14 protein-coding genes and 1 pseudogene are annotated in these 13,333 nt (G+C 74.9%); 6 read left to right on the top strand and 9 right to left on the bottom strand.

Annotated features, from left to right (window positions below; genetic code table 11):
• The first annotated feature begins 61 nt into the window (after positions 1 to 61).
• Entirely contained in the window at positions 62 to 988 is a 927-nt protein-coding gene (locus tag QFZ62_RS08560; protein WP_307504268.1) for an SDR family NAD(P)-dependent oxidoreductase, read from the top strand.
• 13 nt (positions 989 to 1,001) lie between these two features.
• Here QFZ62_RS08560 and QFZ62_RS08555 read toward each other — a convergent pair whose 3' ends face one another.
• A complete protein-coding gene (locus QFZ62_RS08555; protein WP_307504266.1) occupies positions 1,002 to 1,328 on the bottom strand; it encodes a hypothetical protein in 327 nt (108 codons plus the stop codon).
• A gap of 197 nt (positions 1,329 to 1,525) precedes the next feature.
• On the opposite strand from QFZ62_RS08555, the gene QFZ62_RS08550 reads away from it, so the two are divergent.
• Positions 1,526 to 2,449, top strand: coding sequence for an AEC family transporter (locus QFZ62_RS08550; RefSeq protein WP_307504263.1), 924 nt, complete (start codon positions 1,526 to 1,528; stop codon positions 2,447 to 2,449).
• Positions 2,450 to 2,558: 109 nt separating this feature from the next.
• Here QFZ62_RS08550 and QFZ62_RS08545 read toward each other — a convergent pair whose 3' ends face one another.
• Together QFZ62_RS08545 and QFZ62_RS08540 are read right to left on the bottom strand one after the other, a co-directional pair.
• Positions 2,559 to 2,717: a hypothetical protein gene (locus tag QFZ62_RS08545; protein ID WP_307504260.1), complete on the bottom strand. Its 159-nt coding sequence runs from the start codon at positions 2,715 to 2,717 to the stop codon at positions 2,559 to 2,561.
• Between the two features lie 150 nt (positions 2,718 to 2,867).
• The gene (locus QFZ62_RS08540) at positions 2,868 to 3,824 is read right to left on the bottom strand and encodes an NAD(P)-dependent oxidoreductase (protein WP_307504257.1); all 957 of its coding nucleotides are present in this window, start codon (positions 3,822 to 3,824) and stop codon (positions 2,868 to 2,870) included.
• A 37-nt stretch (positions 3,825 to 3,861) separates the two neighbouring features.
• Here QFZ62_RS08540 and QFZ62_RS08535 point away from each other — a divergent pair, with 37 nt between their 5' ends.
• Positions 3,862 to 4,389 (top strand): GrpB family protein, encoded by a 528-nt coding sequence (locus QFZ62_RS08535; RefSeq protein ID WP_307504254.1) that lies wholly within the window; start codon positions 3,862 to 3,864, stop codon positions 4,387 to 4,389.
• Positions 4,390 to 4,579: 190 nt separating this feature from the next.
• On the opposite strand, the gene QFZ62_RS08530 is transcribed toward QFZ62_RS08535, so the two are convergent.
• From QFZ62_RS08530 to QFZ62_RS08520, 3 genes are read right to left on the bottom strand one after another with little or no spacing between them, the layout of a single operon-like run.
• Positions 4,580 to 5,332: a hypothetical protein gene (locus QFZ62_RS08530; protein ID WP_307504251.1), complete on the bottom strand. Its 753-nt coding sequence runs from the start codon at positions 5,330 to 5,332 to the stop codon at positions 4,580 to 4,582.
• Positions 5,333 to 5,365: 33 nt separating this feature from the next.
• Positions 5,366 to 6,223 carry an endo alpha-1,4 polygalactosaminidase gene (locus QFZ62_RS08525; protein WP_307504249.1) on the bottom strand — a complete coding sequence of 286 codons (858 nt, stop codon included), beginning with the start codon at positions 6,221 to 6,223 and terminating at the stop codon, positions 5,366 to 5,368.
• Between the two features lie 28 nt (positions 6,224 to 6,251).
• Complete coding sequence (locus QFZ62_RS08520) at positions 6,252 to 6,671, bottom strand: ASCH domain-containing protein (protein ID WP_307504246.1); 420 nt, start codon at positions 6,669 to 6,671, stop codon at positions 6,252 to 6,254.
• A 123-nt stretch (positions 6,672 to 6,794) separates the two neighbouring features.
• Between QFZ62_RS08520 and QFZ62_RS08515 the strand changes: the two genes are divergently transcribed.
• The gene (locus QFZ62_RS08515; RefSeq protein WP_307504244.1) at positions 6,795 to 7,703 is read left to right on the top strand and encodes an SDR family oxidoreductase; all 909 of its coding nucleotides are present in this window, start codon (positions 6,795 to 6,797) and stop codon (positions 7,701 to 7,703) included.
• 92 nt (positions 7,704 to 7,795) lie between these two features.
• On the opposite strand, the gene QFZ62_RS08510 is transcribed toward QFZ62_RS08515, so the two are convergent.
• Positions 7,796 to 8,317, bottom strand: a complete 522-nt coding sequence (locus QFZ62_RS08510; protein WP_307504242.1) for an RDD family protein — start codon at positions 8,315 to 8,317, stop codon at positions 7,796 to 7,798.
• 461 nt (positions 8,318 to 8,778) lie between these two features.
• Positions 8,779 to 9,346 (bottom strand): annotated as a pseudogene (locus QFZ62_RS15600) (MOSC domain-containing protein).
• 112 nt (positions 9,347 to 9,458) lie between these two features.
• Here QFZ62_RS15600 and QFZ62_RS08500 point away from each other — a divergent pair.
• Positions 9,459 to 11,165: a cell wall metabolism sensor histidine kinase WalK gene (locus tag QFZ62_RS08500; RefSeq protein ID WP_307504236.1), complete on the top strand. Its 1,707-nt coding sequence runs from the start codon at positions 9,459 to 9,461 to the stop codon at positions 11,163 to 11,165.
• A gap of 626 nt (positions 11,166 to 11,791) precedes the next feature.
• Positions 11,792 to 12,136, top strand: coding sequence for an Hpt domain-containing protein (locus QFZ62_RS08495; RefSeq protein WP_307504232.1), 345 nt, complete (start codon positions 11,792 to 11,794; stop codon positions 12,134 to 12,136).
• A gap of 213 nt (positions 12,137 to 12,349) precedes the next feature.
• Here the strand turns inward: QFZ62_RS08495 and QFZ62_RS08490 are convergent, their stop codons facing one another.
• Positions 12,350 to 13,237: a response regulator transcription factor gene (locus QFZ62_RS08490; RefSeq protein ID WP_307504228.1), complete on the bottom strand. Its 888-nt coding sequence runs from the start codon at positions 13,235 to 13,237 to the stop codon at positions 12,350 to 12,352.
• Positions 13,238 to 13,333 lie beyond the last annotated feature (96 nt).

Below are 13,333 nucleotides of genomic sequence, written 5' to 3'. Positions count from 1 at the left end.
CTTAGCGTGAGGGCATTACCAGACCAGCAGTACTTCACTGAGAAGCACGACGAGGAGCATCATGAGCGACGACTGGACCGAGCAGCACATCCCCGATCAGAGCGGACGGGTGGCGATCGTCACCGGCGCCAACACCGGACTGGGATTCGAGACCGCGCGGATGCTCGCCGAGCACGGGGCCCAGGTGGTCCTGGCCGTGCGGGACGTCGAGAAGGGGGAGCGGGCCGCCGCCCGCATCGCCGGCGACGTGCGCGTGCAGGCCCTCGACCTGACCTCCCTCGCGTCGGTCCGCTCGGCGGCGGCCGACCTCCGCGCCGCCCACCCGCGCATCGACCTCCTCATCAACAACGCGGGGGTGATGTACACGCCGAAGGCGACCACCGCCGACGGCTTCGAGCTGCAGTTCGGCACCAACCACCTCGGCCACTTCGCGCTCACCGGCCTGCTACTCGACCGGCTCCTGCCCGTCCCCGGCTCCCGCGTCGTGACGGTCAGCAGCACCGGGCACCGCATCCAGGCCGCTATCCGCTTCGACGACCTGCAGTGGGAGCGCTCGTACAGCCGGGCCGGCGCCTACGGCCAGGCCAAGCTCGCCAACCTGATGTTCACGTACGAGCTGCAGCGGCGGCTCGCGGTGCACGGCACCACGGTCGCCGTCGCCGCCCACCCCGGCGTCTCCGACACGGAGCTCACCCGCAACGTGCCCGCCGCGCTCCGGCTGCCCGTCACCTGGCTCGCCCCGCTGCTGACCCAGGAGCCGCGGATGGGCGCGCTGCCCACCGCGCGCGCTGCCACCGACCCCGGCGTCCTCGGCGGTCAGTACTTCGGACCCGGCGGGCGGGGCGAGGTGCGGGGCTTCCCGCAGCGCGTGTCCTCCAGCCCCGACTCCCACGACCTTGCGGTCCAGCGGCGCCTGTGGTCGGTATCCGAGGAGCTCACCGGGGTGACGTTCCCCGTCGCCGCGGCATCCGCGGTCGCGGGGGTCTGACGGTCGGGGCCGGTCAGGGGCGCTCGGGCCGCCGCACCATGCCCACGGCGGTGATCCCCGCCGCGAGGAGCGCGAGCGCGAGCGTCACGTGGGCGGGCAGGTCGGCTGCGTCGGGACCCGCGGACGACGGGGCCGTCGGCGGACCGGCTGCCGACTCCGGCTCCACGTCGACGATGCGCACCGCGCTCGGGGCGGAGTCGAGGGCGAGGGCCGGCGCGGTGGATCCGGTGAGCGCGATGCCCAGCGCCGCGGCGACCACCAGCGGCATGCGGAGGCCGAGCCGGGCGCGCGCACCCGGCGTCCGGCGGGTCGCGGGGCGGGCGGTGCGGCGATGCGGCATGGGGATCCTGAGCGGGATGAGCGCCACGGCCGGAGCAGGGGCGCGGTGATGCGATCGCGGACGCGACGTGCTCGACGCTAAGCGCGCCCGATGACGGCGCGGTGTCCGCGCGCTGTCCCCGCCCTGAACGGCGGGCACGGGACGGCGGCGGTCCGGACCGCCCGTAGGGTGGGGAGGACGCGCGCGAGGGGAGTCGGATGATCGGGGTGCTGACCGGGTTCGCCATCATCGGCTTCATCATCGCCGTGGGCTACGCCGTCGGCCGCTCCGGGATCGCCGGGCCGGGCGCCCAGAACTCCCTCAACCGGGTCGCGTTCTTCGTCGCGACGCCCGCGCTGCTGTTCACGGTGCTCGCGAAGGCCGACCTGCACGTCGTGTTCTCCGCGTTCCTGCTCGCGTCGGCGTGCGCGGTGGCCGTCGCGGCGATCCTGTACCTCATCGTGGCGCGCGTGCTCTTCCGTCGGCCGGTCGCGGAGACCACCATCGGCGCGGCCTCGGCCAGCTACGTGAACGCCAACAACATCGGCTTGCCGGTCGCCATCTACGTGCTGGGCGACGCGCAGCTCGTGGCGCCCGTGCTGCTCCTGCAGCTGCTCGTGCTCGCGCCGACCACGCTCACGATCCTCGACATCTCGAGCCGCGGGACCGCGTCGGTGGTGGGCATCCTCACGCAGCCGCTGCGGAACCCGATGATCATCGCGTCGATGCTCGGCATCCTCATCGCGATCACCGGGCTCGAGATCCCGGACGCCGTCTACGAGCCCTTCCGGCTGATCGGCGGCGCGGCGATCCCCATCGTCCTGATGGCGTTCGGAATGTCGCTCGTGGGGCGGAAGCCGCTCGCGCCGGGATCCGGGCGCGGGGAGATCGTGGTGGCGTCGGTCATCAAGACGGTCGTGATGCCGCTCGCGGCCTTCCTGCTGGCGCGGTACGCGTTCCACCTCGACGCCGAGCAGACCTTCGCGGCGACCGTGATCGCGGGCCTGCCGACGGCGCAGAACATCTTCAACTTCGCGTCGCGCTACGACCGCGGGGTGGTGCTGGCGCGCGACACCGTGCTCATCACGACGGTCGCGTCGATCCCGGTGCTGCTGGTGATCGCGGCGCTGCTGGCGCCGTAGGGCGCACGGGGACCACGACGGCCGGGTCGGCCCATCGGCCGGCCGGTACGCGCACGACGGCCTGCGGATCCGCCGGGTGGGCGGATCCGCACGGCGGGACCGAGCGGTCCTAGCGGCGGCGCGTGGGGACGGTGCGTCCGGCGGCGCGCTTCTGCGCGCGCTTGGCGTACTGCGCCTTGCCCTTGGCCATGGCGGCCTTGCCCTGGCGGCTCCGCAGGAACCTGCGGACGATCGGGACGGCGATGAACAGGAAGCGGATCAGCGGCATGGTGCTCCTCGGGGATCTGCGGGGACCGGTGGACCCCCGCCCTTCGACCTTGCCAGGAATGGGCGCGGGCGACCGGGTCGGGGCGGAGGCGGGCGCGGACCGGCCAGGCGCGGGGCGTCGAGGCGCGTCGCCGGCGGCGGGTCCATGTGGTCAGTCGCGCGGGCGCTCCCCGTCGCGGATCCACGCCGCCTCGGTGCGCAGCAGCTCCGCGCCCGGCCCCACCGGCGCGTAGCCGAGCGCGAGGGCCGCGCGCGTGTCCAGCACGATCGGATGCGCGGCGGCCCACGGGTGCGCGCCGCCTTCGGCACCCGGCTCGAGCGGCACGATGCGGCCGCCCCAGCCGAGCTCGTCGGCGAGGGCGGCGACGATCTCGCGGGCGGTGAGGGGATCCGGGTCGGCGGCGTTGAGGATCCGCGCGCCCGGCACGTCCGCGACCCGGGTGATGAGCGCGGCCGCGTTGGCCGCCGCCGTGAGGTGGTCGACCGACGCGCCGCGGTCGGCGAGCTCGATCGTCGGGGCGCCCGCGAGCATCCGCTCGACGATGACGCGGGTGCGGGCGTTCCGCGCCCAGCGGCCGTGGACCTTCGAGGGGCGCATCACCGTGACCGGCAGGCCGCTGTCGAGGGCCGCGCGTTCCACCGCCACCTTGGACGGCGCATAGCCCTCGCGGGTCATCGGGTCGGTGCCGGGCGGGGCGGGCGGGAGCGTCGGATTCGTCTCCGGGACGGGGACGGGGAGGCGCGGCGGCTCGTCGCCGTTGACGTGGCGCCCCGCGGCATCGACGTAGACGGCGCGGGAGGAGGCGACGACCACGGATCCGCTGGCGCGCATGGCCGGGAGGAGCGCCCGGACGTCGGCCGCCGTGAAGGCGACGAGGTCCACGAGCAGGTCGACGCCGTCGCCGATCAGCCGCTCGATCCCCGGGGCGTCGGCGCGGTCGACCGCGTGGAAGCGCACGCCGAGGTCCGCGAGCGCCGCGGGCATGGCGAGCGGATCCCGGCCGGTCACGTCGACCGACCACCCGTCGCGCGCCAGGCGCTCTGCGGTCGCGCCGCCGATGGCGCCCGTGCCGCCGAGGATCAGGGCGCGTCGCGGGGAGGAGGGCACGGTCGTCGAGCCTAGGGGGCTCTGTAGGGTGGGCCCGATGATCCGCCTCGAGGAGCACCGCCCGGCGTGGGCGGAGGCGTTCCGGGCCGAGGCCGAGCGGATCCGGCGTGCGGCGGGCGACGCGCTCACGGCCGTCGAGCACATCGGCAGCACCGCCGTTCCGGGCCTCCGCGCGAAGCCGATCCTCGACCTCGCGGCCGAGGCGGCCCCCGGCGTGGACCCGTTCGGCCTCGACGCGACGCTGCGGCCGCTGGGCTACGTGCAGCACCGCACGGGTCCGCGGAACCACGGCGTGCACGTGCGCGTGGCGGGCGGCGCGCGGACCCGCATCCTCCACATCTTCGCGGCGGAGGCCTGGGCGACCTGCCCGCAGCGGCTGTTCCGCGACCGCCTGCTGCGCGATCCGGATGCGCGGCGTCGCTACGACGTGCTCAAGGCCGGGCTCGCGGGGACCTCGGCGGACGGCCGCGCCTACACGGCGGGGAAGCAGGAGCTCGTGGAGGAGCTGGTGAACGCGGAGCGAGCGGACCGCGGCCTCCCCCCGGTGCGGGTCGGCGACAAGTGACGACGTCCGGGTGAGCGGACGCGGTGGAGCCGCGTGCGGCGAGTGGTGGAGAGCTCCGGAAATCGAACCGGACGAGGCGCCCCGATAGGCGCGCTCCCCGAACGCAGGACAACGTACCCCATCGGTCGCGGCGGCTCCTGCGGCGGCGGGACGGCCGGGTCGAGGGGAGATCGGCGGTCCCGCGGCCGGGTCAGCCGCGGACGGCCCGCACCCGGACGGTCTCGTCGTCGTCCTCCAGCTCGAAGGTCAGCGTCGTGCCCACGGGGAACGCGTCGCGGAGCTCCTGCGGCTGGTCGCGCGTGACGACGAGGGCCGTGCGTGCGGGAACGACGCCCGTCGCGCACCCGGGGATGCCCGCGACCGAGCCGTCCTGCTCCGCGGGGCCGGCGACCAGGCAGGTCCCCTCGTCGCCCGTGGTCGCGTCGACCAGCGGGATCCGGGCGACCGAGATGCCGTGGAAGGGCGCGAACAGGGAGCCCGGCGCGATGGAGCCGGTGTCCACGGAGAGGTAGGTGGCGTTGTCGGGCTCCGGCGGCGGCTCCAGCGCGAGCACCGCGACCGTTCCGCGGTCGTCCCCGAGCCACCAGGCGGTCACGCCGGCGGAGGCGACGGCGGCGAGGACGACGGATCCGACCCACGCGGCGGCGAGGCGCGGGCGGATGCGGCGGGGGGAGTCGGTGCGGCTGGCGGCGGCCGGTGCGTCCTGCGCGGGACCGTCGTCGACGGGTCCGGCGTCGGCGAGTGCATCGTCGGCGGCTGCGTCGTCCGTCGGCGCCGCGCGCGCGTCATCGCCCCGGTCGGCGACACCGGGGAGGCCCTCCGCGTCCCGGCCCTCCAGCTCCCGCAGCCGCGCGAGCGACGCGGTGTCGTGCGGCTCGCGATCCGGCCCGAAGACGCGACGGCGCAGCTCCGCGATCTCCGCACGCCGGTCGTCGTCGTCCATCCCCGCATCGTGTCACGGGACGGGCGGCTGCGCTCAGCAGGCGCGGTACGCGTACCCCCGGGTCCCGGCGGGCACCAGGTCGCGGTCGCGCACGATCGCGGCCGGCGCCGGATCCAGCGCGCGGATGCGCCGGCACGCGCCGGTCCCGGAGTCGCGGAGGTCGTCGGTGTACTCGACGTCGAGGACCCGGGCGCCGTAGACGTCCGTGTAGGCCGCGCACTCCCTCCAGCGGTCGCACTCCTCGGCGATCGCGAAGTCGAAGCCGGCCTCGTCACGGCCGCGCGATCCGAGGTCGGTCGCGTTCTTCTGCGCGGCGGCGAGGCCGCGGTCGTGCGCGCGGGCGACGAGCAGGGCCGCGAAGGCGAGCGCGTCGTCCTCGTCGAGGGCGCCGGCCGAGCGGGTCCACGAGTCGAGGTTGTCGAACTCGACGGCGCGGTACCCGGCGGCCGCGCACCCGTCGATCACGGGGGCGATCCGGGCGGCGTTCGCGGTGCGGACCGCGGGCGTGGAGACGTCGAGGATGCGCTCGTCGGGCCAGCCCGGATCCGCGATCGGCTTCCCGTCGGCCCCGCGCACGAGGAGCGCGGCGGGCCAGGCCGCGCCCGGCTGGGTCTGGAACCCGTTGACGTAGCAGACGCCGTAGACGCCGGGGGCGGGAGCGTCGGTGCTGTCGCGCACGACGATCCCGACCCCGGTCGGCACCTTCGAGGCGCCGCCGAGCTGGTAGTCGAAGCGCGTGCCGGTGGGCGGGAGGGTGATCGTCGCGGCGGCGGCCCGGGCGGCGGCCGCGGCCGGCACGGCGACGGGCGCGGGCGCCGCGTCCGCCGTCCCGCACCCGGACAGGGCGAGGAGGGCGGCCGTCAGGAGGGCGAGGGGGAGGAGCGGGCGCATGCTCCGACCCTAGGCGTCGGCCGCGCGATCACCCCACGACGCGGAAGCGCTCCAGCACGACCTCCGCGTCGTCGTCGAGCCGGAAGCGAGCCGGGAGCTCCGCGACCACCTCGGGCGACGTCCAGAACTCCTCGTGGCCGGCGCGCCACTCGGCGACCGTCGTGAAGCCCTCGCCCTCGTCCACCGCGTGCGCGAGCGGCACGTCGGCCAGCCGGCGGATCTCCACGGCGGTCGTCTCGATCACCAGGACCGGCTGCCCGGCCGTGTCGACGACCGTGCCGCGGGATCCGACGACGGGCAGCTCCTCGCCCTCGGCCGCGTACTGGATCAGCAGCGAGCTGGTGGAGGTCTTCGCGCCCGCCGCGATCGCCGCGACGGGCCGATCGCGCAGCGGCCCCGGGGACGCGAACTCGACGGGCGGGAGGTCGGGCTCGGGCGTCGTCGTCACGGACCGATCGTAGGAGCGCGCGCAGCCGCGCATCCGTCAACCCCCTCCGACCACCGGACGCCCGCCGCCCGCCCGGGCCAGGGTGGAGGGGACCCCGCAGGACCCCACAGGAAGGCGCATCGCATGACCGAGATCCGCAACGGCGGCAACCAGTACGAGATCCAGGACCCGATCGCGCAGTACCCGTCCCCGCCGTTCCCGCAGCAGGAGCAGGGCGGCGCCGGCGACGAGCAGAAGTTCGAGCCGACCCCCGACCACGGCGAGGAGAGCTACGTCGGCTTCGGTCGGCTGAAGGGCCGCAAGGTCCTCATCACGGGCGCCGACTCCGGCATCGGCAAGGCCGTCGCCATCGCGTTCGCGCGCGAGGGCGCCGACATCGCGCTCAACTTCCTCGACGAGGAGCTCGAGGACGCGCGCGACACCGCGTCCACCATCGAGGCCGACGGCCGGAAGGCCGCCCTCGTCCCCGGCGACATCTCCGACGAGACGAACTGCCAGGACATCGTCCAGGCGGCCGTGGACGAGCTCGGCGGCCTCGACTGCCTCGTGATGGTGGCCGGCTACCAGCGCAACGAGGAGGACATCCTCGACCTCGCCACCGAGCAGCTCGACCGCACGCTGAAGACCAACGTGTACTCGCTGTTCTGGCTGAGCAAGGCCGTCCTCCCGCACCTGCCCAAGGGCGGCAGCATCATCACGACGAGCTCCTCGCAGGCGTACCAGCCGAGCGCGAACAAGCTCGACTACGCGACCTCGAAGGGCGCGATCCGGAACTTCACGCAGGGCCTCGCGCAGCAGCTCGCGCCGAAGGGCATCCGCGTCAACTCGGTCGCGCCCGGCCCGTTCTGGACCGTGCTGCAGCCCGTCGGCCAGTCGGCGGAGGACGTCGAGCAGTTCGGCTCCCAGTCGGTCTACGGCCGCCCCGGCCAGCCGGCGGAGATCGCGGCGACCTACGTGTTCCTCGCGAGCCAGGAGTCGAGCTTCACGAGCGGCGAGACGATCGCGGTCACGGGCGGCACGCCCGTCCACTGATCCGCGGCACGGCCATCGCGGCGGGGCGCGTCAGAACAGGCGCGCCCCGTCGCCGTCCCCGTCGTCGAGCGGGTGCTCGGTGGGTGCCTCGTTCAGCTGTTGGACTGTCGCGCGGACACCACGAGCGTGGACGCCATCTTGTCGTGCCAGCCCTGCCTCCGGCCCGAACCGTCGAACGTCGGCGAGAGGAGGACGATGAGCGCCCCGATCGGGCCGATGAACGGGAGCAGCGCCGCGAGCCCGGGAGCGATCCAGCGGAGGAAGGCGTTGCCGACGTTCGGCTTCGTGCCATCCGCCGCGCGGATGATGCGCAGACCGACGATCATCTTGCCCACGGTCCGGCCCCACAGCGACACCATCGCGACCTCGTAGATGTACGAGGCGACGGCGATCAGGAACACTCCCCCCACGAAGGCGCCCAGGCCGGCGGCAGCACCCGCCAGGTCGTCCCCGGAGTCGTACGTCGCTGTGCCGAGTCCGGCGATGGCCGTTCCGATGATGGCGAAGATCCCGAACAGGATCCAATACCCCACGGTGATCACGGCGTAGTCGAGGATCCGGGCGAGGGCGCGCTGCCCGATGGAGCCGAGGCGGAGGACTCCGACGCCGGCCACGTGCACGAACTCCGACGTCTGCGAGGCAACGGACGCTACCGGGACGTAGCCGGCGGACGGGCTGCCGTACCCGTGCGCCTGGGCGGGCGGCTGGAGCGGGAGAGCAGGCGACGCCGTGCGTCCGCTCTCATCTCCAGTGACGGCGCTTCCGCAGTTCCCGCAGTATGCGCCGCCCGCCTGCTTTCCGCAGGATGAGCAGTAACGGGCGTTCGCGGGCGATTCGGTGATGGACATGGCTGTCTTCCCTCTGAGCGTCGTCGATCGAGTCGGGCGCAGAGCGGCACCGGAGCATCGTGATACGGGGATCAGAGTGACACGGCGGCCGGAGCGGCGGGCGGCATCCCGCCCCCCACTTCGGGGAGCGCCGACGCGACGGCGAGCCCATGAGGGGAGAAGACGGAAGGGTCTCGCCGGCGCACGAACACGGGGCTGCCGGTAGCCCGGGCTCCGCGCGGGGCGCGTCAGAACAGGCGCGCCCCGTCGTCGTCCCCGTCGTCGAGCGGGTGGTCGGTGCGGAGCACGGCCGGGCCGACCGTGAGGATCCCGTCGCCGAGCGGCTCGCAGCGCACGCCCCCGCGGCCCGCGGAGCGCACGGAAGGCGCCCGGCGCGAGCATCACGTCCATCCAGGCGCAGGGGTTCGCCGGGCGGTGGCCCTGGAACTCGACCGGCCCGTCGCCCGAGTCGAGGCTGAAGCGCATGCCGCGCAGCCGGTCCGCGTCCACGCCCCGCAGCAGCACGTTCCGGCGCGTGTCGACGGGATCCAGCCCCGCCTCGATCCCGAGCTCGCGCGCCACGCGCTCCACCGACTCGACGGCCATGACGGTGACGGCGGCCGTGCGGTGCGCCCGCTGCCCGAAGAAGCGGTCACCGACGATGCCGAGGTGCGCCCGGATCCGCACGCTCCGGCGCGACGGCAGCTCGCCCGGCTCGTCCCGCGGGCCGTCCGCCGGCCGCCCCTCGAGCCGGTGCACGGGCGAAGCGACGAGGTGCGCGATCTCCACGGGGCGCTCGTGCGGGAGGTCGGTCACGCGGGAAGCGTACGCCGACGGCGCAGCACGGGGTACGCGAGCCGGAGGCGATCCCTCCACCCGCGGCTAGGATCGACGAGCGGCACGGGGACGGCCGCAACCAGGGGGTCATGTGAGCGCGCATCCTCGTCCCCGCGCGCGTCGCCACCCGGACGGGCGCCTGCAGGCGGCGCTCCGCAGCATGACGCTCTCGAAGCCGCTGCACGCGCAGCTGCCCTTCATCCTCAGCCTCGCCGTGGTCGGCGTCGTCGCGGGCGCCGGCGACCTCGACGCCGTCGCCTCTCCCGGGTTCGCCTGGGGTGCCGTGATCGCCGTGCTCGTCACGATCGCGGCCGCCGTCGTCCCCTGGAAGCGGATCGACTCGGACTGGGTGGCCGTGCTCCCCATGCTCGACTTCCTCGCCCTCGCGCTGGCCAACGCCGCGATCTCGGAGGAGGTGCCGTCGACCCCGTTCCTCCTCGTCTTCCCCGTCATCTGGCTCGCCTACGCGTTCGCGCTGCACGTGCTGTGGCTCGGCGGCCTCGGCACGGCGGCCGTGCTCGCGATGCCCTACCTCGGCACGGGGAGGACGCCGGACGGCACGACCGACTGGTCGCACCTCGTCGTGCTGCCCGTCGTGATGCTGCTCGTCGCCGTCGCCGTGAACCTCCTCGCGCAGCAGCTCTTCGGCCAGCACGCCCGGCTGGAGGAGATGCAGCAGGAGCTGACGGGCACGCTCGTCGACCTGCAGGAGCGCAACTCGATCATCGACGGCGTGCTCGACGCCATCGACGACACCGTCATCGTCCTCGACGCCCGCGGCCGCATCACCCGACGGAACCGCGCGGCCGCCGACCTCATGGCGCTCGCCGACCCCATCGACCCGGACGACCCGATCCTCGGCCGCCTCATGTACGAGGAGGACCGCACCACCGTCGTGCCGCCCGAGCGGCAGCCGGTGGCCCGCGCCCGCACCGGCGAGGTCGTCGGCCGCGAGGTCTACTGGGTCGGCGACGGCGGCGCGCAGAAGGCCGTGCTCGTGTCGGTCTCCCCGCTCGTCGACGCCGCCGGGCGGACGTTCGGCTCGGTCGTCGTGAGCACCGACGTGACGGCGCTGGCGCTCGCCGTCACCGAGCGCGAGGAGTTCGTGGCGAGCGTCTCGCACGAGCTGAAGACGCCGCTCACCTCGATCCTCGGCTACGTGGAGCTCATCGCCGACGACCTCGTGGAGGACGACCTCGACGACCGGATCACCGCGGCCCGCCTCGCCATCGTGGAGCGGAACGCGCAGCGCCTCCTCGGCCTCATCGGCGACCTCCTCACGGCCGCCCAGCACCGGCTCGCCGTCAACCGCAACCTCGTGGACGTGGGCGAGATCGTCGAGAACGCCCTCGACGTGATCCGCCCGCACGCGCAGGCGAGCGGCGTCGCGCTCGTCGAGCCCGACTACGAGGAGCTGGTGGCCGAGGTCGACGCCGTCCGCATCGGCCAGGTGCTCGACAACCTGCTCAGCAACGCCGTCAAGTACACGCCGCAGGGCGGCACGGTCACCACCGAGATCGGGGTGGACGGCGACCACCTCCACCTCTGCGTCGCCGACGACGGCGTGGGCATGTCCGCCGACGACACGGCGCAGCTGTTCACGCGCTTCTTCCGCACCAGCACCGCCCGCGCGAGCACGGTCGCGGGCGTGGGCCTCGGCCTCAGCATCACCCGCTCCATCGTCGACGCGCACGACGGCACCATCGAGGTGGACAGCACCCTCGGCGCCGGCACCACCATGCGCGTGCGGCTGCCGCTGCGCGTGACGCCGGGCGGTCCGGGCACCGCCCGCGACTGATCCCGCCCGCCCGGCGCCCGCTCCCGCGGCTCCGAGGCGCCTCCAGGAGTTCTTGAGGCGATCTTGTCGGCACCTTGATCGGATCCCGCATGCGGCGCTGGCAGGCTCGACGCACGACGGGGCCCACCCGTCCGACACGAGCGAACGAAGGACCGGATGACCCCCCACGACCACCCCGCGAGCGGCACCCGAGCCGCCCGCACCGGGTGCCGTACCGGGTCCACGGATGCGCTGCCGGTACCCGACGGCAGCCTCCCCGGTCCTTCGATCCGCCTCGTCGGCGGCCAGGCGTGACCGCCCGTGCCGCCGGTGACCCGCAGCTCCCCCCGCTCCTCGACGTCCGCGTCCTGGAGCAGCTGCTGGCCGAGCTGTCGGACGAGCCCGGCCCCGCCCGACCGTCCGTCGTCCCCGCGACGGACACCCCCGCTCCGCCTCTCGGTGTTCCCGCACCGGGAGGCGTGACCCCGCAGCGCGGCCACCCCGAGCCGCGCCGCGGGACCCCGTCGTCCGGATCCCCCCGTCCGGACGACAGCCTCGCGACCCGTGGTGCCCCCGCACCGGGTCGTCGGCAGGCGCCGGCCGGGTCCCCCCGCCCGGTCGGCGCCCCATCCCCGTCCGCGTCCGTCGTGTCGGCGCAGACCGGCGCACTCGCCCCCGCGCAGCACGCGTGCATCGACTTCCTGCGCTTCTTCGTCGACCTGTGGCCGACCCGCTGGGAGCGCCTGGGCGCCGCCGTGCGCGCCGACGACCGGGCCGCCGCGCTCGACGCGTGCCTGAGCGTGAAGAGCTCGGCCGCGATGGTGGGCGCGCTCCGCCTCAGCGGCATCGCCGGCCAGCTCGAGCGCGCGATCCGCTCCTGTGAGCTCGACGCCGCCCGCGCCCTCCTGCCGGGACTCGGCGAGGTGGGCGAGCGCAGCATGGACGCGATGCGGTCGTGGATCCGCGCGGAGGCCGGACACCCGCCCGACTAGACCCGTGCGCGACGACCGACCCGACGGTCGACGCGCATGCCCGACCGGCCCCCGCGACAGGCCGGACGGAGGAAGGGACCGGGATCCCACCCGAGGGGAACCCGATCCACGGCGCAGCTGCCGCGGAGCTCATCGGCTCCGCGGCAGCCCCAGGTCGAGCTGACTGCCTCGGCCCTCGACGCGTGGGACGGACCGCCCGCGGTGCCCGGGCCGCTAGCCGCGCGGCGGCGCGAGCCGGTAGCCGACGCCGCGCACCGTCTGGATCCACCGCGGCTGGCGCGGGTCGTCGTGCAGCTTCCGGCGCAGGTTCCCGAGGTGCACCTCGACGGCGCGCTCCTCCGGCTCCGTGGAGGACGCGACGGCGTACGAGCCGCTGCGGATGTCGCGCACGAGGTCGCCCTTCGTGCGCACGCGGCCGCCGCTCGCGAGGATCGAGGCGAGCAGGTCGAACTCGGTGCGCGTGAGGTCGACGGGCTCGTCGTCGACCGCGACCTGGCGGGTGCCCTCGTCGAGCACGAGGCCGTTGTGGCGGAGGACGTCGGCGTCGTCGGACGGCTCGGTCTCGGTCGGCAGCGCCGGCGACACCATGGTGGTGGTCGCGTACGCGGCCGGCTGCGCGGGCTCCTCCTCGGAGGGGGCGGCCTCGGGCGTCGGCGCGGCTGCGGCCGGGACGGCGGCGACCGCTGCGGGCGTCCCGCCGGCCGGGGTCGCGGGCGCGGCCTCGCCGCCGCCGCGGGGCCGGCGCATCATCGCGGAGATGCGCGCGCGGAGCTCGCGCGGGCGGAAGGGCTTCACGACGTAGTCGTCGGCGCCGGCCTCGAGGCCGAGCAGGGTGTCGACCTCCTCGCCCTGTGCGGTGAGCATGACGATGTAGGCGTCGCTGACCAGGCGGATCCGGCGCGCGGCCTCGAACCCGTCGAAGTCCGGCAGGCCCACGTCGAGCGTGATGACGTCGGGCGCGACCTCGCCGGCGAGGCGGACGCCCTCGGTGGCGGTCCCGGCGGAGTGCACCTCGAAGCCGCCCTGGCGCAGGACCACCTCGAGCAGCTGGCGGATGTCGCCGTCGTCCTCGATGACCAGAGCCACACGTCCGCTGTCCACTACCGCCCCCTCGCACGCCGCAGATGCGGCCGATCCCCGGGTGCGCATCGCGCGCCCAGCCTCCCACGCTAGCGGAACGGCGGGCGGCGCCGACGC

Source organism: Clavibacter sp. B3I6 (assembly GCF_030816895.1).
Classification (GTDB): Bacteria; Actinomycetota; Actinomycetes; order Actinomycetales; family Microbacteriaceae; genus Clavibacter.
Note: the sequence above shows the minus strand (reverse complement) of the source record. Positions and strands in the feature narration are given on the sequence as shown.